The following is a 25,832-nucleotide window of genomic DNA, read 5'->3' on the forward strand; positions in this document are numbered from 1 at the left end:
CGGCATCATGGCTTCTGGCTATCGTATCACCTAATTGCCTGCCGCAGGCTTTCGCACGCTCTTATATGAGCCACACCAGTGACTCGCCGTACTCATGTTTTAAAAATCGCGTCCATGTAGGCTCTACTAAAGAATCCCTGTTTTAGGAGATCACTGGCGCAACAATGCTGGATTGGGTGCAACCATTGATAGTCGAGTAATACCTATCATGACGCTTTCTCGATGCTGGCTGTTAACCCCACAAGAATTTTCCAAGTCTACCATTCCCGTAAGAAAATTTAACAATGGGTGTCTCGATAAACCCTCCTACCTTTTCTTTTCAGCTACTAAAGTATTCATCTAATGCGAATCTCAATTTATTAGCATCGACGAGATCACCAAAGTTAACCTTTACTACTTCTTGACCGTTTAAAGTTTCATCTCTCATAGATATCGATATGTTGTGAAATCCGCGCATATAATCATCCAAGTCATTAGCATCAAAAGTATGATTAACATACATAAACGCCTCATCACCTTCAAAAAATAATTCATTAATTTTCATAAGCTTACCGAATTCCCAAAGAGTTTGTTAATTTCATTTCTGCTGGTATAGGATCGCGTTTGTCGTACCCATTACCTTAAGATTTATCTTGCTTTTTAGAGCAGTACGTCCGCATAAATGGTTAGGATTTAGCCATTGATTTAAATCCAGCAACCAAGGCTTGCTCCACAAAGCTGGGGTTCATCATGCAACTATTCTGTTTAATTGACACACTTATTTTGGTTGGCTCAGCTCTTATTCTCTGTGCAGGCTGTTAATCCTAAAAGAGTTTTTCCAGCCCTATCATTCCTGTAAGGTAATTTAACAGTCGATATCCTGATAAACTGCCTGTAATCTGTTTGTTAAAACGTTCTTACCCATAAAGGTGAACACTCTTTGTACCAGTGGTCTACTTGCATTAATTCATCTTTATCGTTGAAAAAGAAGCTAATACCCTCGATGATTACAGACGATGCAAATTTATTATCGTCCCACGATTGGTTATTATATTGTTCTTTTACTTTCTGGATACCTAATTTTGATTGTGCAATCTTTAAAAGTTCGCCTTTGGAAATAGAGCTGTTAACAAATTGAGATAAAACAAAATTATCACGCTTTAATCTAGAGTGAGCTTCAATAGTGTAACTGTGCTTTGCGAACCAAAAAACCAAGTAAACATTCAATATAAAACTGAGGAAAAACAACACATTTAGTAACATTTATGCCATCCATAATTAGTAATTACAATGTCTTTTCGATGCTGATGAAACATATTACATCAACAATTTAGAGGGTCTATCCCTATGCTTCGCACATGTAAAAATCTTATAGGTTCAAAAATGTATTTTTTACCATTTATAATAATGGATGGTAACTGGACAGAGTAATCTTCCAATTTATACTCAATATCGCTCGAAAAAATACTTATTGATGCGCCAGAATTAAAATACTTTTTACCAAATAATGTGTTATAACCAAAAAAGGTATTACCAGTTATCTTCGATGTTGGAATTACACTGAAATACCCACCATTCTTAGCTGACTCATCAGAATTAGCGTTTGGAATGTTCTCCGCCCGTGTAATTAATTCAACTATCTTTACACTCCATGTTTTGTTTGTTGTATTGTCAGAAATTACAATTTCATCGCTCTCAAATTGAAAATATGTTCCAGATGGAGCAATAATTGAAGCTGAAAAATGAAAATTCTTAAATCTCTCATTTTTTGCTGAACTCGAGCTAGATACTTCGAGTTCAACACCTTCACTAAGCTGTATTGATATTTTATTCGCAGGACCAGAACCTCCACAGCCACTACTGTATGTAACTCCTTCGCTATATATTGGTTTATAGTAATCTCGAACTACAGGCGCACACGATATAGATATCATTGAAAGAGAAATTATAAATACACATTTTTTGAAAAACATATATGGCGCACAATTTCCTTTGAAACATAACGTCTTAGTTCGCATGAGCGTTAACCTCATAAAACCAGTAAAGTGCATATATTTAATCACTTGTAATAAAAGAAATTTATCAGAATTACAATAAATACACCATCACAAGAAATGACATTATAACGAGCAAGTACTATTTCAACTCTTCTTTTAGCGGCTCTATTTTTCTGACACCAATAACAGAATCAGGATATGCGCAGGCTAACAGAACACTCCGTGGTTAATGGAATTAAGCACTGATATGGAAGTGACCGTTGGCGGCATGGCCGCTCTTTCACATCCATGTGATCGCGGCATTCGTACTTCCATATGCAGCAGATGCCGCGGTCGAGCCTATAGGGATACTTCTTGTTAAATGAAAGGGCGGCGTGTCACTGGAATGGCAGTGCTTAATCATTACACGTGTACACCAATGATTTAGCTCTTTTATCTCGCACTATCGATGTTCAGCTGATTCAATCAACCTCAACTTCTGACTGCGGCTCAATTTTTTAACCGCGATCTCACGCTTTAGGGCATCACTGCGGGTGCCGACTTGTTCTTGATACATCAGGGTTAATGGCCCTTTGCCGCGCAGGTACTTTGCTGCTTTGGGGCTGCTTGATTGATGTTCATTAAATCGGCGTGCGACATCTTTGGTGATGCCGGTGTACAAGTGGCCATTGGCGCAGCGGATAAGATACAGATACCACGTTGATGCTTGTTCAATCTCTGATGTTGCGCCTTGCTCCGAAGTCACAGCTTGCTCAGCACCTAGCGCTTCTGGCTTGCTAGAAAGCTGAGCTTGGTTAACAGCTTGCGCTTGGCTAGCCCCTTTTTGGGGGCTAGCCGAAGGAGTTGAAATAGCGGCTTCAATCACTAAATCGGTCACCCGTTGGCGCCTACTTGGTCATGCCTAGCAGACTTAAGAAGAAGGCATATTCCTGCGCTGTATCTTGGTACTGGCGGTAACGACCACTCTTACCACCGTGTCCTGCATCCATATCGACGTGGAATAACAACACCTTATCGTCCAGTTTGTACCATTTATTTTGCACTTCACGCAGTTTTGCGACCCATTTAGCTGGCTCGAAATACTGCACCTGCGAATCATGCAAACCTGTGGTGACCAACAGGTGTGGGTACTCATGGTCGGCAACATTGTCGTAGGGCGAGTAGCTGAGCATATAGTCGAAATAGGTCTTCTCGTTTGGATTACCCCATTCATCGTACTCGTTGGTGGTGAGCGGAATCGACTCATCGAGCATAGTCGTAACCACATCCACAAAGGGCACATGCGCCGCGATAGCAAAGTACTTTTCAGGCGCCATATTGGCAATCGCGCCCATTAACAGCCCACCAGCACTGCCGCCCGAGGCCACCACTTTATTTTTATCGCCATACCCTTGCTCGGTTAAGGCGGTGGTGACATCGATAAAGTCATTAAAGGTATTCTTTTTATTCAGTAATTTGCCCGCATCGTACCAAGGGCGGCCGAGCATTTCTGAGCCGCGCACATGGGCGATGGCATATACAAAGCCACGGTCGAGCAGACTGATCACCGATGAAGAAAAGTCAGGCTCAACAGTGTAACCATATGAACCATAACCATATTGGTACAGAGGGTTGGTGCCGTCTTTCTTGAACTTATCCTTACGATACACCAAGGACACTGGCACCTTAGCGCCATCGCGGGCGGTGACAAATAAACGTTCGGCGCGGTATTGGCTGGCATCGAAGCCGCCGAGAACTTGTTCCTGCTTGAGCAGATCGCGTCTATCGGGATTGCTTAAGTGGTACTCATAAATCGCCTCTGGCGTGGTCAGGCTAGAGTAGAAAACCCGTATCTTATCGCTATCTTGCTGGGCGTTAACATCTAAACCCAGCACATAGGCGGGTTCATCGAAACTCAGCTCAAAGGGCTTTTGGCCATTGAATGGCATCACTTTAATCCGTGTCAGGCCATTTTCACGGGTTTGAATGATCAGGTAATCCTTCAGCACCAGCTCATCTTCAAGCCGCGCATTGGGATTGTGAGCAACTACTTCCTGCCATTTGGATTTATCGGCGGCATCCTTAATCGCCACTTTCATCAAACGGAAGTTAGTCGCCTGCCAGTTGGTGAGAATGTAATAACTATCACCCAGTTTAGAAACGCTATATTCATGGCCTTCTTCCCGCGCAAGCACAGGTTTGAACAGGCTTAAGGGATCGTTTGCATCCAGCACTGACACTTCGCTGGTTGTGGTGCTTTCGTGGAACAGCACAATTTGCGACTCGTCTAAACTCTTGGCGAGAGAGATGTAATAAGCATCATCTTGCTCCTCATACACCAACACATCTCTCGATTGTGGCGTGCCGAGTTCGTGGCGATATACACGATAGCCCAGCAGGGTTTGCAGATCTTTGGCGATATAAAACACATGGCGATTATCATTGCCCCAAACGATACGACCCTCTGTGTTTTCAAGCACATCGGTGATCATGGCGCCGGATTCAATATCTTTAAAGTAGATGTGATACACGCGGCGGCTTAACACATCTTCACCAAAGGCCAGCATGGTTTCATCTGGGCTGACGCTAACGCCACCTAAACCATAAAACTCATGGCCCTTGGCGCGTTCATTCACGTCCAGCATCATTTGCTCAACCCCATCACTGCCTTTGCGGGCGATCAGCGGATATTCGCTGCCCTCTTGGTAGCGGCGGTAATAGCTATGCTGGTGCCATTGGTACGGCACACTCGACTCATCGGCCACTAAACGCCCAGTCAGCTCGTTAAACAACCCGTCTTGCAATGACTTAAGCGGTTTAAAGTAAGCTTGGGTATAACGGTTTTCAGCGTTTAGATGCGCCAATACTTTGGGATCTTGGCGTTTATCGTCGCGCATCCAGTAGTAATCGTCGGTGCGTGTGACCCCGTGCAAGGTCATCACATGGGGGATTTTTTCCGCAACGGGCGCAGAGACTTGCCCTTTTGGAGTGGAGCAACCGGGTAATAACATAGCAAGACCTAAAGTAAGCAGCAGAGAGCGCATGTATACGTCCTTGTGACGTTCAAACACCATCGAGGGGCACGACGGCAAGCCAATAAGTTGATGTGCCGGATATGATATACCCAAGCTAGCTCAAGTTGCGAGTTTCCTAAAGATTGCGCTTGCTTAAGGATCACAAGGCATTGTGCGCTTGCGCAAACATTGCCCAATTTCAGGCGCGATGTTGTTGCCATCACCAATAATTAGGCGCAACATAACCGCGTTTTTAGGCTAAAGCCTAACAACAATTCTCAGGGCGGGGTGAAACTCCCCACCGGCGGTAAATAGTGAGGTGAATAAAATTTCCCCACACTAAAGCCCGCGAGCGCCCGAACGCAATTCGGGGTCAGCAGATCTGGTGCCCTAGCTTGTCTCGTTATGGTTAAGCCTATCGAGCGCTACTATTCCAGAGCCGACGGTAATGGGCTGTTTGCAAACATTGCAACGGTACTGAGTCCGGATGGAAGAGAATGTAAGACAACACTTGGATAATTGGCATTAACTTGAGCTAAGTATCCCTGCTGTTAGCCTCATATTTTGCAATCACGTTTTTAAGCCTGCGCTTAAAACGGGTCGATTGCTACAGCACAATCCCCTTTAGGGTAATGGCTGTATTTCTGCACGCCCTGATTCTGGATATTCCCATGTCGTATTTTTGAAGGATATTAACCATGAATCAGTCTTTACTTGCTCCTTTTGGTACTGCTATCGAACGCGTTGAAGTGGGTCTTGCTGCCCTGCGCCAAGGCCAAGGTGTGTTGGTGGTCGATGACGAAGATAGAGAAAACGAAGGCGACTTAATTTTTGCCGCCGAGTCACTGACCAATGCGCAAATGGCCATGCTTATTCGCGAATGCAGCGGTATCGTGTGTTTGTGTTTACCGGACGAAAAGGTCAAAGCCCTTGAGCTACCACCTATGGTCGAAAACAACTCAAGCCAATATGGCACCGCGTTTACCGTAAGTATCGAGGCCAAAGTGGGCGTCACTACAGGGGTTTCGGCCGCTGACCGTGTCACCACCATTAAAACCGCCATCGCCGACAATGCTAAGCCGAGTGATTTAGCTCGCCCAGGCCATGTGTATCCGCTGCGCGCTCAACCCGGCGGCGTGTTAACTCGTCGTGGCCACACCGAAGGCACGATTGATTTAATGCAACTGGCCGGACTCAAGCCCGCTGGCGTATTATGTGAAGTCACTAACCCCGACGGTACTATGGCGCGTCTGCCTGAGATTATCGCCTTTGGTGCAGCGCATAAAATGCCTGTACTGACGATTGAAGATATCGTGGTTTACCGTAAGTCGTTATTAGCCAATGTAGGCTAAATTTGGCCCCATAAACAGGATGCAATTTAAAGGACGCGTGCGAAGGCACGCGTCCTTTTTTATTTAACTTCGATAAAACACTTTGGTTAAGTATCAAATCACGCTAGATATCACAGACAGCAAAACAATTTATCTGCTAGGAGAAAATTTCATCAATAAAAATATAATCTTAGGTGTATATAATAAATAGCTGAATTTCGTGAGCTAGATTAGATATCCATAAACCAAGGGTCGCGAGCGACAGACTTGTATGTTAAATATTCGCACCCAGTGCCTGACCTTCCGCTTTCACCCCATCAAGGAAATTCCTTGATTTTTTATGTCTCAAATCAGGCCAATTGAGGAGTAAGTTTGTATGCCATCCACGCTACAGCATCTCAGCTTGAAACAGAAACTGATTCTGTTTTCGCTGCTACCTTTGCTGATGATGAGTATTTTTGTGCTGTCGCGAATGTATGTACTTGTGAAAGAGTATCGCTTTGCCACTCAAAACCATTTGGCAATACAAACTACTTCAAAAATCAATGAATTACTCTATCAACTTCATAACGAATATGGATTAAGTACCCAATTACTCCCAGCCACTACGCCTCAAGATGAAACTCGTCTATTGCAACAGCAACAACTGACCTCTGATGCACTAGAAGCACTGCTTAAAAGTCCGGCTTTGCTTGCGTTGAATACTGCGTTAAGTGGCCAACTGGCATCGACCCAGTTACAGGAAAAACTGACGAGTTTAACGCTGCTAAGTCATAAATTGGCATCGAGCCGCCAAGAAGCGCTCGATCAACACCCATCTGCATTTATCGATTTATATCAACAATTTAATTCTGAATTAATGCAGTTAATCCAACAACTGCAATTACTCACCAATGATATTAATCAATCAAGAGCCTACGCAGATTTACTGAATCTACTGATGGTGCAAGAGTTGGCAGTGAAAGAACGCAGCGCCATCAATCGTATGTTGTTGTCAGAAAGCCTCAGCATTAATGACTACAAAGCCATCAATACCATTATGTATGAATATGGCCAAGCCATCTCCCATGCCAGCAATGCCTCAATATCTGACAGACATTCCCTCATCCGCCAGATACAAGCCTCACCGGAAAGCTTGCGAATACTTAAAATCAGTCAACAAATAGAGCAACAGATCCATATCAGCACGTTAGTACAAAGCATCAACGCCAATCTGGGTTACGATGGGTTAATCGATAGTTTTCAAGATTACTTATTAACGGGTAGCCTGATATCGCTTGAGAAGTTCAATCAATCCTTAGCCACGATTCAGCAAAAACTCGCAGAACTTAACCGCGAAACAATCAACCTGCCTTCACTTGCGCCTGCAGTACAGATTATCGAAGAGAGTATCAACCAGTATCAATTCTGCATGTCCAAGATCTTACAATTAAAAGATCAAAAACTATCGCTCGCTGAAATCACCGCCCTTGCTCACATCAACAATACCGATCTCACTAGCGCCATTGATAAATTATTAATGCCTCCCCATCCAGTGAGCAGCAAACACTGGTGGACATTAACCACAGATAGAATCAATAAGCTGAACGCGCTCAGTAATGAAATCACGCGTACCATGGCTCGCCAGAGTAATGAACAACAACAGCATGCGCTAACCCTATTAGGTATTTATCTGCTCTCCGCCTTATTTACCGCCACCATCACCCTGTGGCTAGGGCGGAAAATCATTCGTAGCTTTATGGATAAAATCACCCAAATTGCTAATGATATGCAGCGAATGGCCGCCGACCCTGAGTTGAATATTCATATTGATGTGTCAGGCTCAGATGAACTTGCGCGGATGTCTCGGGCGATGAACCGTATGCTGAGCGAGCGCCAGAAAGCGAATCAAGCGCTTAATCGGGCCGCGGCGGTCTTTAACTATTCGGCCGAAGGCATTATGGTGACGGATGCCGATAACCATATCGAATTAGTTAACCCCGCCTTTAGCCAGATCACAGGCTATAGCTTAGAAGAGGTGAAAGGCCGAAGCCCTTCACTTTTAAGCTCGAAACGCCATCCAAGCCATTTCTATACCGCGATGTGGGAAGCATTAGAAAAAAACGGCAAATGGGAAGGCGAAATCTGGAATAAGCGCAAAGATGGCCAAGTGTATCCCGAGTATTTAGCCATTACTGTAGTGCGTAATGAACGGGGTGAAATAATCCAACATATTGGTTTGTTTATGGATATCAGTAAACGTAAGCAATATGAACAGGATCTGTGGTATCAGGCACATTTCGATACGCTCACCGGATTACCGAATCGCAAACTCTTTAATGAGCGGCTGCAGCATGAAATCCAGCTCGCCCAACATGACTCCCGTAAACTGGCGATTCTGCTGATTGATTTAGACCAATTTAAATATATTAATGACGTACAAGGCCACGCCACAGGCGACTTATTATTACAAGATGTGGCCAAGCGACTGGAAAATATTGCTGGTAAAACCGACTTTGTCGCCCGCATCGGCGGGGACGAATTTGTGCTTATCCTTCCCCGTGTCACCAATGAATTTGCGATCGAGCATATGGCAAGCCATATCATCGAAACCCTGTCGACGCCTTTTAGCTTGAATGAACGGGAAATTCAAATTTCCGCCAGCTTTGGGATTGGGGTTTACCCAGAAGATGGGCTAGATGTCAGCTCGCTGACCCGCAACACCGAAATGGCCATGTATCAGGCAAAAGACGCCGGCCGCAATAACTTCAAATACTTCACCTCGGGAATGAACCAAGCCATGTTTGCCCGTATGGAGCTTGAACAGCGGCTACGCCGTGCCGTGGCACAGAATGAGTTTACGCTGCACTATCAACCGATTGTGGAGATGAAAACGGGTAAAGTCTGCAGTGTTGAAGCGCTGATCCGCTGGCAAGACCCGGATTTAGGCTTAATCCCTCCTGACCAGTTTATTGGCATCGCTGAAGAGACAGGACTTATCGAACCTATGGGGGAATGGGTGCTCAACCAAGCGATGCACGACCTCAGACAATGGCAACAACTTGGCTTACACCTTAACGTGGCTATCAATGTTTCAAGCCGCCAATGTGTAAATGCTCGAGGTTTAGGATTTGATCAAGTGCTGCAAGAATGCTTTAACCGCCACCATATCAACCCAAGAAACGTGCATATTGAGATCACTGAAAGCATGCTGATGGGCGATGCTAGCCACTGCTTAACCACCCTAGAATCCATCCGTCATTTAGGCTCGCAGATTTATATCGACGATTTTGGTACTGGCTATTCATCCTTGAGTTATTTGAAGAAATTCCCTATCTCTGTGATAAAAATCGATCGCAGCTTTGTGGAAAATGCCCTGAGCAATAGCTCAAATACCAATTTAGTGAAAGCCATCGTGATGATGGGGCAAAGCCTTGAAATGGAACTCGTGGCCGAAGGGATTGAAACCGAAGCCCAATGGAATCTACTGCGTGATTTAGGTTGCCACTACGCCCAAGGCTATTTGATCTCTAAGCCCCTGCCATTTGCAGCCATTACGCCGCTGCTAAGCCAAACACTACCGGCATTATTACAGCAGCAAGAACCGCGCGAAAAGTGTGTTAATGCTTGATAGATTGACGAAAATCCTGATTTTTGCCCATAAAAAAACAGCCTAGGCTGCTTTTTTATGGGCAAAGGTGTTGCGCTTAAGCCTGCGGTTGGCTTTGAGCATTCATAATACTTTCGCCGCCCTTTGAGGCTAATTTGGCAAGATCTTTATCAATAAAGAACAGCGCTTTGCCATCTTCACCCACTAAACGGATCTTATCGACAATCGACTTAAACAGCTTTTCTTCTTCATGCTGTTCAGCCACATACCATTGCAGAAAATTGAAGGTTGAATAATCTTGATTCGAAAATGCAGTGTGGGCTAACGCGTTAATCTGACGAGTAATTAACTGTTCATGCTCATAGGTCAGCTCGAATAACGCCAGCAGAGAATCGAACTGTGACTGAGGTGCTGCAATGGCGCCCAATAGAGGTAAACCACCGGTTTCACTCACATAGGTGAACAAACGGCGCATATGGCCCATTTCTTCATCTGCATGTTCGCGCATAAATTTTGCTGCGCCTTCAAAGCCTTGATCTTCACACCATGCACTCATTTGCAGGTATAAATTAGAGGAGAAAAACTCCATATTAATTTGTTCATTCAACTTTTCGATCATGGTTGCAGACAGCATAGTTAATCCTCTTGGGCATTCGCACTTAAATCATCGGCTCACATTGTCATGAAGGGCGGCAGCAAAAGCAACAAAATTTACCTTTGTTGACTTAGCTAAGTTAATGATTCATTGATAAAAATGATTTTCATTTGTTCATAGAATCGCGTTTAGTACCGCACGAACGTTACTGCAAACTCAAGTATAAAAAGAGTAAACCTTAGGCAACACTTAAGGAAAACTACCTAACAAATCACATAAACTCCTATGCAGATCATAGCCAAGCAAGCGCAGCGTGGCATAATAGCCCCCATATTTGCTCCAACCCTTTGCCCATAAGGAAGACCCGATGTCCGTGAAAGCCGATCCTTGTTCGCAACCTAGCTTAATGCATCCAGATCAAGCCATTCCCCTTCTGCTTGAGCAGGTTAGCCCAGTGTCAGACACCGAAGTCGTTACACTTCCCCACGCGCTTGGCCGCGTGTTAGCAGAGGATTTGGCCTCGTGTATCGATTTACCCCCCTTTGATAACTCATCAATGGATGGCTACGCTTTTCGCTTTGCCGATTTAAACAGTCAAACCGAGCAGACCACATTAACACTGATTGGTAGCTCCTTCGCAGGCCATGGCTTTGAGGGTGAAATTACCCCCAACTCCTGCGTGCGCATTATGACGGGCGCGCCAGTGCCTGCGGGTTATGACACAGTGCAAATGCAGGAAGAGACCCAAGCACAGGGCAATCAAATCCAAATCAATCACCCTAAGGCTAAGGGCGCCAATGTGCGTTGCCGCGGTGAAGAGCTATTGCAAGGCACCAAAGTGCTGAAAGCGGGCATCGAAATTAAAGCCGCCGAGCTCGGTGTATTAGCCACCATTGGCGTGAGTCAGGTGCGGGTTTACCGCCAACTCAAGGTCGCATTTTTCTCCACAGGAGATGAGCTGCGCCCCGTGGGCAGCGACTTAGCGCCAGGGCAAATTTACGACTCCAACCGCTATTCAATCCAAGGGTTACTCAACCGCGCCAATGTGGAATGGTTGGATTTAGGGGTTGTCGCTGACGATCCAGAGGCGATTCGCCATGCATTTTGCCATGCTGCGAGCCAAGCGGATATGGTATTAACCTCGGGCGGCGTATCCGTCGGTGAGGCAGATTTTACGAAGCAGATCCTTGATGAAGAAGGCAAAATCACCTTCTGGAAACTCGCCATCAAACCAGGTAAACCCTTCGCCATGGGACGCATAGGCAAAGCAGTATTCTGTGGTTTACCGGGTAATCCTGTGTCCTCTATGGTGACATTCTATAAGCTGGTGTGGCCAATTCTAAACAAGATGCAGGGCTTAACCCCAAAAGCGCCACTGATGTTATCAGCTACCCTGACGACACCAGTGCGTAAACAGCCCGGCCGCGTTGAGTATCAGCGCGGTATTTTATCCCGCAATGCACAGGGCGAGCTGGAAGTCGCCATTACAGGCAGTCAAGGGTCGGGTATGTTGACCTCTATGAGTCTGGCTAACTGCTTTGTGTTGTTAGAACAGTTCCAAGGTGACTCGCCAGCGGGCACAAAAGTCACGGTTGAACCCTTTAACAGCGTGCTTTGCTAAGGTCTTTTTATGAATCAACAAGTAGACATCCTTAGCGATAGCGAACTCACCCGCTACAGTCGCCAAATCTCGATCAAGGCGATGGATATCGATGGCCAAGAACGCTTAAAACTCGCCAAAGTGTTGATGATTGGCGCTGGCGGTTTAGGCTGCGCGGCGGGGCAATATTTGACCGTTGCGGGTATTGGCGAGATGACCTTAGTCGATTTCGATACGGTTGAGCTCTCTAACCTACAGCGCCAAGTGCTGCATCAGGATGCCACTATTGGCCAACCTAAAGTCGAGTCGGCCAAGCAGCGCCTTAATCAGCTCAATCCTCACGTTAAAATCAATACTATCAATGCGGTATTGGATGACCATGAGATCGATGCCTTAGTCGCCAACCACAGTATCGTGGTCGATTGCACTGATAATGTCAGCGTGCGTGAGCAATTAAATAAGAGCTGTTTTAAGCACAAGATCCCTCTGGTTTCTGCCGCCGCCATCCGCATGGAAGGCATGGTCACCGTATTTGACTATCAAGCGCAAACGCCTTGTTATCATTGCTTTAGTTCACTTTTTGGCGAGCAGCAACTCAGCTGTGTCGAATCCGGTATTCTTGCGCCTGTCGTCGGTATGGTCGGCTGCTTGCAGGCGGTTGAAGCAATCAAAGTCATCACGGGTATGGGCAAAACACTGGCAGGACGAATGCTGATGATCGATGCTATGACCATGGAATTTCGCGAGATGAAATTACCCAAGCACCCTCACTGCAAGATATGTGGTGAGTAGCACATTAACCTTTAATATTCAGCACGCTTTTTACAATTAAGGAATGACAAATCAAATGGATACTGAAAATAGCGTATTTGACCGCCGCACAACCGATGACCCCATTATAGGCGCGGGTGTCTATAACTTAGTGATTGGCTTAACCCTCGTCTGGGGTTTTGCCGTGAACTATATGATGGTCAGCTATATCGACCCCGAGGCGATTGCCAGCGTGAATCCGTGGGTGTTCTTTATCGGTTACTTTGCCTCCTGCTTCTTGGGGATTTATCTGTTCCAATCTTCAACTAATCCCCTCGTCAGCTTTATTGGCTATAACTTTGTTGTCGTGCCCTTTGGCCTGATTATTAATATGGTTGTCAGTCAGTACGATCCCGCATTAGTTACCGAAGCGATTAGAATAACTGGCCTAGTCACGATTGCCATGATGTGTTTGGGCACCCTGTTTCCAGCTTTTTTCCAAAAAATATCTGGGGTACTCACCATCGCATTACTATTGGTGATAGTGGTCGAACTAATTGAAATATTTATCTTTAATACCCATCACGGCATTTTAGATTGGATAGTTGTGCTGATCTTTTGTGGCTATATTGGCTACGATTGGGGCCGCGCGAACCAAATCCCGAAAACCGTCGATAACGCCGTCGATAGCGCCGCCGCTTTGTATATGGATATCATCAATCTATTTCTACGTATTTTGCGGATTTTAGGACGAAAATAAGTCACTCAATGACAAGGAAAACAGCATGAAACTAACCTCACCACTGTTAATCGGTCTCATCATCGGCACCAGCTTAATCGGCTGCGGCGAGAAAACCGAGCCAGCAACAAACGCTCAGGCTGAAACAAAAACGGAAGCGAAAGCACAAATCGCCAACCCGGCATCAAAGTATTGCGCCTCCCTCGGTGGCATATCGGAAATCCAAAGAACCGCAGAGGGGGAACACGGTATGTGTACCTTGCCAAACGGTGAACAGATTGAAGAGTGGGCGCTATTTCGCCGCGACCATCCACAGGAAAAGCCCAGTAATTGAGGCTGAGTAAAAAAGCAGGCGCACTCGGCGCCTGTTGTTTTATGTCCCGCTGACGATCTGATTTCGCCACTGCAAACGTTTAGCCTGCGAATGGAAACTCCATGCGAGCACCCGAGTCACCTTATTACCCTGCTGCATCTCAATGGTTTTAACGGTATCAACACCCAACTTTGCCAATGCTTGATAGCAAGGTTTAAGATTTTCCTGCTTTGACACTAAACTGGTAAACCACAGACACTGCTCGGCAAACGCTTGGCTCTCGCGGATCATTGTGGCTAAAAATTGCCTCTCTCCGCCTTGGCACCATAACTCCGCCGCTTGACCACCAAAGTTTAAGGTCGCGCTGGTCGCTTTAGGCTGTTCACCGCGATTAAGTTGCAGATTACGCACCTTGCGCAGCGAGCCTTCGCTAGCTTCTTTTAACGAGCCATGAAAGGGAGGATTGCACAGAGTTAACTCGAAGCGGTCAGATGCCTGAATGATCCCCTTAAAGACCGCCTTTTCATCCTGCTGTTGCCTTAAGGATAAGTGCCCCTGCAAACTCGGGTTATTGTCGATAATCCGCTGCACATTCGTGAGCGACTGAGGATTGATATCCGAGGCGACAAACTGCCAGCCATACACTTGATGCCCTAGAATGGCATAAACGCCATTCGCCCCAGTGCCGATATCTAAAGCGCTGACTTGTCCAGCACGCTGGACGGGGGCGCCTTCGAACAACAGATCAGCCAAGTAGTGTAGATAGTCAACTCGTCCGGGGATTGGTGGACACAGCGCCCCCTTAGGAATATCCCAAAACGCCAGCCCATAATGATGTTTCAATAGGGCCGCATTGAGGGTTTTCACTGCTATGGGGTCGGCAAAATCTATCGATAAGGCGCCGTATGGCGTTGGCCGAACAAAGGTTTTTAGCTTAGGGTAACTCGTCATCAACGCCGAAAAGTCATAGCCGTGAGCATGTAAATTACGCGGGTGTAAGGTCTTTCTCTCAACGCCCTGTTTTGGCTTGCTCGTCGCTTTAGCGGGGGCAATATTTGGTTTTGCTGATTTTGCCACAAGTGGCTTAGGCGTGCTTGGTTTGCTGCGTTTTCCTGTGGGTGACATCGCAGGCTTAGCGGCAATTTTAACGACGGGCTTAGACATAATGATGGTTCAACAAGAGCGGGCCAATCCAAAGATCGGCCCTTAGCCTATTGGCTGGATTAATCGTAAAGATAAGAGGTAAACAGTAGATTGACTACTATTGGTTTACCCGCTTCCTTGGTCAGCAGATTATTGACCATATCAAAGCATTCACGGCGGATTTCTTCACGGCCAGTAAGAGACTTAATTTTTTCTTCGGCTTGGTTACCCAGCACCTCAATAATGGCGGCACGCAACAGTGGATCATGGCGCTCAACGATCACTAAATCATCGGGACTCTTTACCATCAGCTCAACACTGATCTTTACAAACCCGAGCTTTTTGCGGTTTGAAATATAGTTAGTCACAATTTCGGGCTCAAACCCGTAATAGGCGAAATCCCCAGTAGGGGGTGGAGCTTTCTCGTCGGCTGCATATGCGCTAAACACAGCACTAAGCAAAATCAGGCAGGCTGATAATAATTTTTTCATCGCGGTTTACAGCTCCCTAAAAACAATAATGGTCAATGGAAGAAACTTCCCAATCTATCTGGTAGACTGCCGACGTTTGCTTATATTGTAACGAGTATTTAATGAATGTGACCAGCTTAAGCTTTCCCTATGGCGAATCTATTCAATGGTTTTGTGCCGAAAATGCCAAAAATCTTCCCGCTTCTCCCCTTAAGGAATGGTTACTGGCGCCAGGAAGCCTGACGCAAAAACTCAAAACCTGCTGCGATAAGTTTGAAGTAAAAATCCTCGGTGAAGGCCAATGTACCCCGCTCGAAGGGGAATATCCTAAGCAAAACACCGTTTGGGTGCGCGAAGTGTTACTCTGCCTCGATTCTGTACCTTGGGTATTTGCCAGAACCTTGATCCCTCAGTCTTTGTTATCGACACGCCAAGCCGATTTTTTAGGCCTAGGTACACGCCCACTCGGCGAATTATTATTTAGCCAAGATAGCTTCATTCCTGGTCGCATTGAAATCGCCCAATTTGACACCGATAGCCGCCTTGCCCTGCTCGCCCAAAGTTTAGCGCAAAACGTCGAGCATGAACTTTGGGGTCGACGCCGATATTTTCACCATGACGAAGAGGAAATGTTTGTCAGTGAAATGTTCCTTCCGGCCGCTGTACAAGCGATGGCGAGGCTACAACCCTAGCACTCTTAAGCTAAAACAAAAATGCCTCTATATCAGAGGCATTTTTCGTTAGAACAATCCCTTCTTATTGGCGCTGGCGGCACCATGCAAAACCACCGAGCAACATCAGGCTTAGCCAACCTAGACTGCCACCACCGCCACTACTTGGGGTTTCGCCTGGCGTCGTTGGCTCAGATACGGTAACACTTGAACTGCTGCTGGCAGTGGCATTTTGTGTATCTTTCACCGTCAGTGTCACTGTGTAAGTACCCGTCTGAGCATAAGTGTGGGAAGGCGATGCCGAAGTGCTTGAGGTGCCATCGCCAAAGTTCCATGTATAACTTAGGCTACCAACGCCCCCTGCCGAGGTATTGCTAAACTTCACCGTAAGCTGGTTGGCAATGACGCTAAAGCCAGCAGTTAAGGGCAAGCTCATCACCACCGTTTTCGTCGCGGTGGCAATTGCGCCTTTTGCATCGGTTACCGTTAAGGTCAGCGTATAAGTTCCAGCGCTCGCGTAGGTATAACTCGCCGACGATGAATTACTCGTCGCTCCGGCAACGCCAAAATCCCAAGCATAGGTGTAAGCACCCTCGCCACCATCAACCACTGCGGCTACCGTGGCGGTTAAGGCATTTTGGCTCAGATTTATTGCCGCAGTTAACGGAGCTAACGCTGGATCGGCATTCGCATTGGCTAAACGAATTACCGCGGTGCGGTTGTCGCTGGCCTGAGAGACCACTTGCATCGTCAACCCAAGTTGTTGCAGTTGCATGCCAGACTGAGGTTGTAGTGGTGCGCTGTAATCCAAACTATCATCAAAAAGACTGACCGCATCGAGGCTATTGTCACCAAAATAAGCGGTTTGTTTTACCGTGCTAAAAGCCGCATCTCGGATTTGTACATCGGTAGAGTTAGTGCCAATCATATTTTGATCAGCATCAATCACGCCAATTAAGCTTCGGCCGGGATGGTCTGACACGTTGTTATCGCTATAGCTGGCATTCTCGAGCCATAGCAGTACGCCAGGATCAAATCCTTTACTCTTTAACCCCGCATCGACACCATTGTGGCTGCGTAATTGAATCAAGTAACGTGATGCTGGTCCTGGGCGAGTGTTAGTAATGCGGCTATAACCAGAGAAAGTGGCTTTGTTAGCAGCTTCGGCATTATCGGCATACAACTCACTCGTACCTTGCTTGATGCTGATATTGTCGATAGTAATACCTGAGCCACTAACTGCCTCATCGGTCACATAGTTAAATTCAATAGTGACAGCTTTGCCTGCATAGGCCGACAAATCATATTCCAACGCGACCCAAGCATCGCTGCCCACTGCGGTCGGGATGCTCGATGATTTACCTGTAATGATATGTCGAGCACTATTAATGGTGTTGCTGGATTGAGTGTAATTACCCGCAATCGCTGTGCCATCCACGTTGACCTGCATATAGTCAAAGCTATTCTCAATATCCCAGCTCGCTTGCATGGAAAGCGTGAGTTTATCACTCGTCACTGGCAAGGTTGCAGCAAAGCTCATGCTGTTGCTCAGCATGTTTCCTTGGCCAGAATAGTACTGGTAAGTCCCTTGATAAGGCGCTTTAAAGGCAATTTGTGTCGCAGGTAGCGGAATCGATATTTGATTCACCGCATCTTGGTTTATCGCCTGATTGAGCGTGATTTCCATGCCCGATCTAGGAATGGTATCTAAGCTAATCTCACGCTCGTTAAGCCATTTACCTTTATATTTCGTCTGTAAATACGAACGCGCGTAGGGGCTAAAACCGCTCGGTTGTGCGCCAGAAATCGTTCCAGTCCAACTGCCGCCCGACATTAACGACCAATAACCCACGGGTGAGCCATCTTTGTTAGCGTTGTCTGTCGTGTCGTACTCATCGGGCAGCCCAAGATCATGGCCGAACTCATGGGTACACACCCCAGTCGCCGCATCTATTGGTTGAATCGTATAACCAAAGACTTTTTTGTTTGTTCCAGGCAAGGTATAACCTTGAGTGCTTTGATTCACGTAATAACGGTGCGACCAAATGGCATTAGCCCCTAATTTGCCCCCACCGGTTTCTTCCCCAATACTGGAGTGGAAAATCATCACATGGTCAATAATGCCATCGGCTTCGTTTAAGTTACCATTACCATTTAAATCATATGGATCTTCAATATCATAGCTAGCAAGCTCCGCAGCTGACATACTGGCAACCGCCTGCGATACCGCCTCTTTAACCAGCTCGCCAACTTTGACGTCGTTGCTGGTATCAGCATCATTAGCACCATAGTAATCAGCATTTTGGCCAGCGGTATACCAACCTTTAACATCGCCAGTGAAGAAGAAAGTTTTGCCCGAAACAGCTTGGTAATACTGATAGGCCGAATCTAATGTTTGCCCCTGCGGGCCACTAAAACCAGCCGTTGAGAAGAGTAAATTCTTGTAGTGTGAAGCGGGATAACTTGAATAATACATGTCTGTATCACTCGCGGTTAAGCCGTTGTTGTTATATCTTAAATCAGGAAAATCAATCAGTACGGTTAATACCTTAACCGTTTTAGTCACATCTGCATCCGCTAAAGCACGCTGCGCAGGTGCGCGCATCATTGCTGTGGTTTTGGCTTTATGGAGGCGTTCTTGCTCTGCCTCAATCACCACCCGAGGTTCTTTAGGTTGTGCAAGGCTCGCGCGGGCAATATAGGCTTCAACGGCCGCTTGCTTGACACTATCGCTCGCATCCTCGGAGACTTCGCCACGCTTAATTAGCCAATAGAGGATCCTTTCTTTGTTAATGACCCCCGCATCCGCTGGTGTGTGATTAGGCGCAGCGATACTGGCGCCACTTAGCAAGGCCAACATCAATCCAAACGCTGTGATACTCTTTGTACTTCGCATTACCGTCTTCCTTCCGTCACAATCTGCGCTGTTATAGCCAAGCTATTTTTTAAGGCTAGTGCCTATTTGCTCTATGGCAAGTTTGTTTATTGGTTGTCTTCCCTCATCGGAAAGCCAACTTCAATGGGATGTGAAAACATATCAGGACACCAAGAGTGTAACAACTTGATACAGATTGGAAGGTGATGGTTTTTATACTTTTGTCAGCGTTGGTTCAGCAAGCATCCTCAACAGCGATTTTTTGCCATAAAAAAACCGCATTAACGATGTAATGCGGTTTTTGATAACTTGGTGCAATACGCTTACCCAGCAGTTTTCATATAGTTTGATACTCCATCGAGGAACATTTGTACCGATATCATTACCAGCACCATCCCCATCAAACGTTCAACAGCCGTTAACCCTTTTTCACCCAACATACGGGTAAAGAGTTTATAAAACATTAAGATAACCGCACTCGCGCCCCAAGCTGATACGAGAGCAATAGTCCAATCCCCCATACGTGAGCTATCGGTATGCGCTAGTAAAATGAGCGCGGCAAGAATAGATGGTCCCGCCATTAATGGTATCGCCATCGGCACGATAAATGGCTCCTCCCCTGCGGCAAGGCCAACCACACCACCCGGCTGGGGGAAAATCATCCGAATCGCGATCAGAAACAAAATAATCCCACCGGCAATACTGACCGATTCAGATCGCAGATTTAAGAAACTTAAGATGGCTTCGCCGGCATACAAGAAGGCCAACATGATCACTAATGCAAAAATGAGTTCACGAATCAAAACCCTACGACGTTTTTTAGGATCAATATGCCGTAAAATCGACGCGAATATCGGTAAATTACCGAGGGGGTCCATGATAAGAAACAACATTACCGCAGCAGAAAATATATCCATTTAACTTTATCAACGTCTAAGCCAACATGAGCACATATTGTATAACTTTTTCGCGTTACAGATGTGAAAAATTATCTAGAAAATTCCTTAAGATGGATTATGAGTGCCGTTTCATGATCCTCTAGCGGTTTTTTACCTATCATCCATAAGCCATTGAGTCGTTGATTCATTTTTACTACAAGCCGCAGCACAACATCTCGCTTGAGTAAATTGCCTGTAAGTCGCTGCTCATTTAAATTACAACTGGTATACTACAGCGTTTTTTCAGCCAATTTTCGTGGAATCCATGCTCTATCTTCTTGCTAGTTGTCTCGCACTCTTAATCGGGCCACTGTTTTACCGCTACTTTGCATCAGGCAGCGGATTGCAGAAGGGACTTGATGGCTTTATTTTCGTCTCCTTAGGCGGATTAGTGCTGATCCATATTCTACCTGAACTTCTCGAGCATGGCGGCCTGCTGGCCATCGTCTTTGTAGTACTCGGCCTGTGGGGACCCACTGCCAGTGAACGCTTATTCCACCGCTACTCAGAAATTACGCATAATTTTGCCCTTTTTCTTGGCATTAGTGGCTTATTGCTGCACACCATCACAGATGGGAGCGCTATGGTATTAGCCCAAAATGAGGGCAACTCCATTTTGTTAGCCTTGGGCGTTATACTCCATCGTCTCCCTGTTGGTTTTGCTATTTGGTGGATACTAAAACCTCATCTTGGTGCCCGTTGGACGCTGGTTATTTTTGGCGCCATTATGCTATTCACGAGTATTGGCTATTTTGCTAGCGAACAGCTTTTATCACACATGAGCATAGATAAAACTGTTTATTTACAAGCTTTTGTGACAGGCTCGATTCTGCATGTTGTGTTACATCAGCCACATGGTCAACAGGAAACAGATAAACAAGGCCAGTATGAATATCAGGCGGGTATCGGCAGTTTGCTCGGTATTGGTTTATTAATGATGCTGTTATTGATGGATTCTGGCGGCCACGAACATGCCCATCACGACCACAGTACAGAGCAGCTAACAACATGGCTAATGACCATAGCGCCAGTGCTATTACTCAGTTACGCCGTAGCAGCACTAAGATTCCAGCTTGGTTTAACACCACAGGACAATAGCCTCGCCCGTCGTTGGTTCCAACGTTTAGCAGGCCCAGAAGCCCTAGTACTGACGGCGCTATTGCTTGGCCCTTGGTTAGCGCTGTTTCAACTCTTAGTCGTCTTGATCATGAGTGCCTATTTAGCCTATGCGCGGGTCGACATTACCGATCCCCATACTAAATTACCAAGCCAAGCCCTGCGTTTTGGTTTCGCCCATTTGGTTGATCGCAGCGCACCTTGGGTGCTCCTCAGCTTAGTATTAGTTAACTTGATTGGTCACCCTTCGGTACCGTTAAGTAACCCTATATTACAGATTACCGTGCTATTGCTGGTATTTTTACCGATGCGCTTCTGCAATTTAGGCGCGGCCGTATTGTCAATCGCCTTAGCCTATAGCGGCTGGAGTCCGCTGGCCATCGTATTGCCTTTGATTGCCGCTCCGGTGTTGAATATCGCTCAGCTAAAACTTATGGGCTGGTCGCAACGGGGGATTTTGCTGGCAATTATTGCCATAGCCCTCGTTGCTGCCCTTAAGTTGCCCATGTGGTTCTCGTTGTTCACTCTACCAGAGGCCATTAACCTCACGGCACTGCTGATCTTATCAGCCTTATTTGCAGCCAGCTTACTGCGCCTCGGGCCTCGTAAATTCTTGCGCCGCTTAATGATGTTAAAACCTGTGGCCCACGGCCATAAACACCGCCATGATCATGCGCACGCGCATGCTAAAACAGCCGAAACATCACATGTGCACGGGCATGGCCACTCTCATTCACACGGTCAGACTAGCGGCCACAGCCATCCCCATAGCGATAAGCACCAGCACTAACACTGTTCATTTGCCGACAGACAGGCTAAGTTAACCCCATCTTTGGATAAACTTAGCCTGTTATGTGCATACTTTTCGTCGCCCTTAATACTCATCCCCAGTATCCACTGATTATTTGTGCGAATCGGGATGAGTTTCACCACAGGCCTACTGCACCTGCACAGTTTTGGCCGCCTGAGCAGAATATGCTCGCGGGCAAAGATTTACAGGCGGGCGGCACTTGGTTTGGGGTGAATAAGCAGGGACAAATTGCCGGAGTCACTAACCTCAGGGTGGCTCAAAAATCCCAAGAGCCGATGCGCAGCCGCGGCGAACTTGTCATTCAGGCATTAAGTTCGGGCTCGCTGATCTGCCCTAACTGGCTTGTGGAACACGCTGAAAATTATCAACCCTTCAATCTCGTGTTTGGCCAAGGGACTCATCTCTACTGCTTTAACAGTCTTAAACGGGAAACAGTAAAATTAACCACAGGATTCCACGCGATTAGCAATGGCGCGCTCGATGATATTTGGCCGAAAATGGCTAAAGGTCAGCGCTCGCTCGAGGCCCTTATTCAACAATCGGGACCGCTTGAGCTAGAGTCACTTATACGGTTGATGCAGGATGATTCTCGGCCACAGGATAACGAGCTACCCGACACTGGCGTCGGGCTAGAGTGGGAACGCCGACTCGCGGCGATTTATATTTGCCACCCCGACTATGGCACTCGTTCCACCAGCATTTTGCTACAAAATGCCCAAGGGGAAGTTCAGTTCACTGAGGTGAGATACGATGGCAAGGGACGACGTTTGGGACAACAGGATTTTCACTTTACCCTACCATCCCAATTACCGCAACAGCCCGACTGCTTAGCCGATTTTTAGTATATCAGTCAGAGCTGTGATCCATAGTGATCACCCAACGGTCATCAATTTTTTCCACCAGCAAGGTAAATACGCCTGTCGGGCTATCCTTTTGCCGCTTTAAATCCCAGCGACCCACCACCATTGCGGCGTAGTTACTGAGCATTTTGATTTCTTTGATGGTGAACTTCAGCTCTCCTAGTGCCTCTTTATCGGGATAATTTTTCTTATAGGCTGCAAGCGTTTCTTCCCAGCCATAACGAAACTTACCGTTTGAGACGAATCTAAGCTGCTCACTCTGCCAATAACCCTGCATGTAAGCATCAAGATCACCGCGATTCCACGCATCTTCCTGACCTTTTAACATTTGGGTAATCTCATCAGTTGGCACCGCACTTACCTGCCCAACAAATAGCAGCAAAAGCGCCGCGAGAGACTGCAAAATGGGTTTTCTTATCAATCCTTGTCGCAACATAGTACCGCTCCCTCACAATCAGGTTAGACTGTATTATCAGTATTTCGGCCCAGACTATCTTGTCTAAGTCGATTTATAATTAAAAAAAGCTAATGATATTATTCATTTTTCGACTCTGGGCACCACACTATGTTTACACATTTATGCCGCTGGCTACTCAAGATTGCAGGCTGGCAAATCCAAGGGGAACTCCCCAATCAAGCCAAATACATTGTCATTGTCGCACCACACACCAGTAACTGGGACTTTATTATTGGGGTACTCGCACGTGGTGCATTGGCTACGCGCATCCACTTCCTTGGTAAGCATCAATTATTTATTCCACCTTGGGGTTGGTTCTTCCGAGCGATTGGTGGTAGCCCAGTTGATAGGCGTAAAAACAATAACTTAGTCGATTCTGCGGTGCAACTGTTTGCCACCCAGTCCGAATACAAACTGGCACTCGCCCCCGAAGGAACGCGTAGCCCTGTTACCCGTTGGAAATGCGGCTTCTACCATATCGCGACCAAAGCGCAGGTCGCTATTGTCCCTGTAGGCTTAGATTTTGCGCGTAAAGCCGTGGTGATCCGTGCACCACTGCAACCCACGGATATAGAGCAAGATATGGCTGAGATTTTATGCTTTTACCGCAGCATTAAGGGACGTCATCCCAAGGTCATCCCTGATTATTCACCCGATAACAAACGCTAATTCTCTCATCTAACTCGGAGCAAAACATGCAGACCGAAACTTGGTTACTCTACCTTTTTGCGATTGTTTTGATTGGTATTTCTCCTGGGCCTATTGCAATGTTGTCTATGTCCCACGGTATTCATTTCGGTAAAAAACGCAGCATAGCCACAGGGCTTGGTAGTGTGTGCGCCGCACTGGTATTAATGGTGGCCTCGGCGGCAGGTTTAGGGGCACTGATCAGCGCCTCGGAATACGGCTTTACCATACTCAAGTGGTGTGGTGGCGCCTATCTGGTGTTTTTGGGTATCAAATTATTGCTCACAAAACAGCACGTTCAGCCATTGGAAGTGGCAAAAAAAGAAGGAAATGGTCAGCCTAAACAACTCTTTAAACAGGCATTTTTAGTAGGGATCAGCAATCCTAAAGACCTACTGTTTTTTGCGGCGTTATTTCCACAATTTATCGATTTAACCGCACCACAATTACCGCAATTGGCGATTCTTGCCCTCACTTGGGCGCTGGTCGACTTTAGCTTTGTAATGATCTACGCCTCGATGGCCAATGTGCTGGCACCTAGCCTTAAGGCCAGCAACAAATTGCATTGGTTTGACCGAACCAGCGGCGGCGTATTTCTTACCCTCGCCGCGATTCTCGTCAGTCGAGACTAACCCTCGACCTTCACCGATTTCAGACTGCGGATATCGTTACCCGTCGGCGCTTGGAAGGCCTGCAAACCAAACTCAGGCAACACGGCAAAGATATGGTCGAAGATATCCGCTTGTATCGCTTCATAAAAAGCCCAGCGGGTATCATTGGTAAAGATATAAACCTCAATCGGTAAGCCTTCGGTGGTCGGTGCCAATTGGCGCACCATCAGGGTCATATCCTTATGCACTTTATCGTGGCGTTGCAGGTATTCCTGCAAATAAGCGCGGAAAGTCCCCACGTTGGTCAAATGGCGACCATTGACCATCATATCCAGATCCGACACTTTAGCATTCGACGCTTGGATCTCGCTGATCTTGGCGGGGAAATACTCTTTCAAACAATTGATTTTACTCAGGCGATTTCGATCTTCCTCAGTTAAAAACTTAATACTGTTGATATCGATATTAACCGCGCGTTTGATCCGACGACCACCGGATTCCGACATGCCACGCCAGTTACGAAAAGCATCCGAGACGAGTGCATAAGCGGGGATCATGGTGATGGTCTTATCCCAGTTACGTACTTTGACTGTGGTTAAGGACACTTCCTCCACCGCGCCATCGGCGCCGTACTTATCCATTTGGATCCAGTCGCCCTTGCTTACCATGCGGTTGGCTGCGAGCTGAATCCCTGCGACAAAGCCTAAAATCGTGTCGCGGAACACTAACATTACAAAACCAGTTGCTACACCTAAGCCGCTGAGGAAGTACACAGGAGACTGATCGGCGAGCACAGAAAGGGACACGATAAGGCCGACAAAGAATAGGAACAACTTAAACAACTGCACAAAGCTTTTAACCGGTAGTCGGCGGCTGACCAGATTGATGTCAGAGATTTCATTAACCGCATCCAGCCCCGCGTAGATAGCGCGGATCATCAATACCACCAGCCAGATACTCAGTAGGCGATCAACTAAGCCGCTAAGTACCGGATGCTCTGTTAAGGTTATAGGCACCAGCAGATTGAGCACGATAGCGGGCACTAACATCGCCAGCTTTTCGAGCACTTTATAGCGCATAAACACATCGTCCCACGTCACTCTAGATCGCAGGATCACCATGTTAACCGCGCGGATCACCCCACGGCGCATAATAAAATAGGCAATGGCCGCGACTAACACGCAAGCAAGCAGCATAATGCTGGTTGATATTCCGTCGGATGGTTGACTGTCAATTCCCAAACCCGTTAACCATGCCGAAATTTCGAGCCTTATTTCCTGATCCACAATTCACTCCAATTTAGGCGC

The 25,832-nt window shown here is 46.6% G+C and carries 23 protein-coding genes and 1 riboswitch; of the genes, 11 read left to right on the forward strand and 12 right to left on the reverse strand.

Annotated elements, in window-relative coordinates; all coding sequences use genetic code 11:
- Window positions 1–319: 319 nt before the first annotated feature.
- From MMG82_RS06345 to MMG82_RS06365, 5 genes are all read right to left on the reverse strand, one after another.
- Window positions 320–544, reverse strand: coding sequence for a hypothetical protein (locus tag MMG82_RS06345; RefSeq protein ID WP_047535844.1), 225 nt, complete (start codon window positions 542–544; stop codon window positions 320–322).
- Window positions 545–885: 341 nt separating this feature from the next.
- A complete protein-coding gene (locus tag MMG82_RS06350) occupies window positions 886–1,242 on the reverse strand; it encodes a hypothetical protein (protein ID WP_172591178.1) in 357 nt (118 codons plus the stop codon).
- Window positions 1,243–1,301: 59 nt separating this feature from the next.
- Window positions 1,302–1,997: a hypothetical protein gene (locus tag MMG82_RS06355; protein WP_172591177.1), complete on the reverse strand. Its 696-nt coding sequence runs from the start codon at window positions 1,995–1,997 to the stop codon at window positions 1,302–1,304.
- A 421-nt stretch (window positions 1,998–2,418) separates the two neighbouring features.
- A complete protein-coding gene (locus tag MMG82_RS06360) occupies window positions 2,419–2,853 on the reverse strand; it encodes a GIY-YIG nuclease family protein (protein WP_241406634.1) in 435 nt (144 codons plus the stop codon).
- Window positions 2,854–2,863: 10 nt separating this feature from the next.
- Window positions 2,864–4,999, reverse strand: coding sequence for a S9 family peptidase (locus tag MMG82_RS06365; RefSeq protein WP_241406635.1), 2,136 nt, complete (start codon window positions 4,997–4,999; stop codon window positions 2,864–2,866).
- A 240-nt stretch (window positions 5,000–5,239) separates the two neighbouring features.
- A riboswitch (FMN riboswitch) is annotated at window positions 5,240–5,472 on the forward strand.
- A gap of 195 nt (window positions 5,473–5,667) precedes the next feature.
- On the opposite strand from MMG82_RS06365, the gene ribB reads away from it, so the two are divergent.
- Together ribB and MMG82_RS06375 are read left to right on the forward strand one after the other, a co-directional pair.
- Window positions 5,668–6,321, forward strand: coding sequence for a 3,4-dihydroxy-2-butanone-4-phosphate synthase (gene ribB / locus MMG82_RS06370; RefSeq protein ID WP_241406636.1), 654 nt, complete (start codon window positions 5,668–5,670; stop codon window positions 6,319–6,321).
- A 355-nt stretch (window positions 6,322–6,676) separates the two neighbouring features.
- Window positions 6,677–9,910, forward strand: a complete 3,234-nt coding sequence (locus tag MMG82_RS06375; RefSeq protein WP_188871294.1) for an EAL domain-containing protein — start codon at window positions 6,677–6,679, stop codon at window positions 9,908–9,910.
- Between the two features lie 76 nt (window positions 9,911–9,986).
- Here the strand turns inward: MMG82_RS06375 and ftnA are convergent, their stop codons facing one another.
- Window positions 9,987–10,523 (reverse strand): non-heme ferritin, encoded by a 537-nt coding sequence (gene ftnA, locus MMG82_RS06380; protein WP_037416358.1) that lies wholly within the window; start codon window positions 10,521–10,523, stop codon window positions 9,987–9,989.
- 328 nt (window positions 10,524–10,851) lie between these two features.
- Here ftnA and moeA point away from each other — a divergent pair, with 328 nt between their 5' ends.
- From moeA to MMG82_RS06400, 4 genes are read left to right on the forward strand one after another with little or no spacing between them, the layout of a single operon-like run.
- Complete coding sequence (gene moeA, locus MMG82_RS06385) at window positions 10,852–12,105, forward strand: molybdopterin molybdotransferase MoeA (RefSeq protein ID WP_241406637.1); 1,254 nt, start codon at window positions 10,852–10,854, stop codon at window positions 12,103–12,105.
- A gap of 9 nt (window positions 12,106–12,114) precedes the next feature.
- A complete protein-coding gene (gene moeB / locus MMG82_RS06390; RefSeq protein WP_144376174.1) occupies window positions 12,115–12,876 on the forward strand; it encodes a molybdopterin-synthase adenylyltransferase MoeB in 762 nt (253 codons plus the stop codon).
- Window positions 12,877–12,931: 55 nt separating this feature from the next.
- Window positions 12,932–13,594: a Bax inhibitor-1 family protein gene (locus MMG82_RS06395; protein WP_037416350.1), complete on the forward strand. Its 663-nt coding sequence runs from the start codon at window positions 12,932–12,934 to the stop codon at window positions 13,592–13,594.
- A gap of 25 nt (window positions 13,595–13,619) precedes the next feature.
- Window positions 13,620–13,907, forward strand: coding sequence for a DUF333 domain-containing protein (locus MMG82_RS06400; protein WP_037427557.1), 288 nt, complete (start codon window positions 13,620–13,622; stop codon window positions 13,905–13,907).
- A gap of 39 nt (window positions 13,908–13,946) precedes the next feature.
- Here MMG82_RS06400 and rlmF read toward each other — a convergent pair whose 3' ends face one another.
- Window positions 13,947–15,050: a 23S rRNA (adenine(1618)-N(6))-methyltransferase RlmF gene (rlmF, locus tag MMG82_RS06405; RefSeq protein ID WP_241406638.1), complete on the reverse strand. Its 1,104-nt coding sequence runs from the start codon at window positions 15,048–15,050 to the stop codon at window positions 13,947–13,949.
- A 59-nt stretch (window positions 15,051–15,109) separates the two neighbouring features.
- On the reverse strand, window positions 15,110–15,520 hold the full coding sequence (locus MMG82_RS06410) for a flagellar basal body-associated protein FliL (RefSeq protein ID WP_037416344.1): 411 nt from the start codon (window positions 15,518–15,520) through the stop codon (window positions 15,110–15,112).
- 101 nt (window positions 15,521–15,621) lie between these two features.
- Here MMG82_RS06410 and MMG82_RS06415 point away from each other — a divergent pair, with 101 nt between their 5' ends.
- Window positions 15,622–16,191 carry a chorismate lyase gene (locus MMG82_RS06415; RefSeq protein ID WP_241406639.1) on the forward strand — a complete coding sequence of 190 codons (570 nt, stop codon included), beginning with the start codon at window positions 15,622–15,624 and terminating at the stop codon, window positions 16,189–16,191.
- A 64-nt stretch (window positions 16,192–16,255) separates the two neighbouring features.
- Here the strand turns inward: MMG82_RS06415 and MMG82_RS06420 are convergent, their stop codons facing one another.
- The gene (locus MMG82_RS06420; RefSeq protein ID WP_241406640.1) at window positions 16,256–19,066 is read right to left on the reverse strand and encodes an immune inhibitor A domain-containing protein; all 2,811 of its coding nucleotides are present in this window, start codon (window positions 19,064–19,066) and stop codon (window positions 16,256–16,258) included.
- Window positions 19,067–19,368: 302 nt separating this feature from the next.
- Entirely contained in the window at window positions 19,369–19,962 is a 594-nt protein-coding gene (locus MMG82_RS06425) for a YhgN family NAAT transporter (protein ID WP_037416335.1), read from the reverse strand.
- A 286-nt stretch (window positions 19,963–20,248) separates the two neighbouring features.
- Between MMG82_RS06425 and MMG82_RS06430 the strand changes: the two genes are divergently transcribed.
- Together MMG82_RS06430 and MMG82_RS06435 are read left to right on the forward strand one after the other, a co-directional pair.
- Window positions 20,249–21,889 carry a metal transporter gene (locus tag MMG82_RS06430; RefSeq protein WP_241406641.1) on the forward strand — a complete coding sequence of 547 codons (1,641 nt, stop codon included), beginning with the start codon at window positions 20,249–20,251 and terminating at the stop codon, window positions 21,887–21,889.
- A gap of 62 nt (window positions 21,890–21,951) precedes the next feature.
- On the forward strand, window positions 21,952–22,752 hold the full coding sequence (locus MMG82_RS06435; RefSeq protein WP_055647610.1) for an NRDE family protein: 801 nt from the start codon (window positions 21,952–21,954) through the stop codon (window positions 22,750–22,752).
- A 4-nt stretch (window positions 22,753–22,756) separates the two neighbouring features.
- Here the strand turns inward: MMG82_RS06435 and MMG82_RS06440 are convergent, their stop codons facing one another.
- The gene (locus tag MMG82_RS06440; protein WP_037416327.1) at window positions 22,757–23,206 is read right to left on the reverse strand and encodes a nuclear transport factor 2 family protein; all 450 of its coding nucleotides are present in this window, start codon (window positions 23,204–23,206) and stop codon (window positions 22,757–22,759) included.
- Window positions 23,207–23,335: 129 nt separating this feature from the next.
- Between MMG82_RS06440 and MMG82_RS06445 the strand changes: the two genes are divergently transcribed.
- The gene (locus tag MMG82_RS06445; RefSeq protein WP_241406642.1) at window positions 23,336–23,896 is read left to right on the forward strand and encodes a lysophospholipid acyltransferase family protein; all 561 of its coding nucleotides are present in this window, start codon (window positions 23,336–23,338) and stop codon (window positions 23,894–23,896) included.
- Window positions 23,897–23,922: 26 nt separating this feature from the next.
- A complete protein-coding gene (locus tag MMG82_RS06450; RefSeq protein ID WP_172589868.1) occupies window positions 23,923–24,546 on the forward strand; it encodes a LysE family translocator in 624 nt (207 codons plus the stop codon).
- On the opposite strand, the gene MMG82_RS06455 is transcribed toward MMG82_RS06450, so the two are convergent.
- Window positions 24,543–25,811, reverse strand: a complete 1,269-nt coding sequence (locus MMG82_RS06455; protein WP_037416320.1) for a mechanosensitive ion channel domain-containing protein — start codon at window positions 25,809–25,811, stop codon at window positions 24,543–24,545. The two genes, MMG82_RS06450 and MMG82_RS06455, sit on opposite strands and share 4 nt — an antisense overlap.
- Window positions 25,812–25,832 lie beyond the last annotated feature (21 nt).

This window comes from Shewanella sp. MM_2022_3 (assembly GCF_022557375.1).
GTDB classification, from domain to species: domain Bacteria; phylum Pseudomonadota; class Gammaproteobacteria; order Enterobacterales; family Shewanellaceae; genus Shewanella; species Shewanella xiamenensis.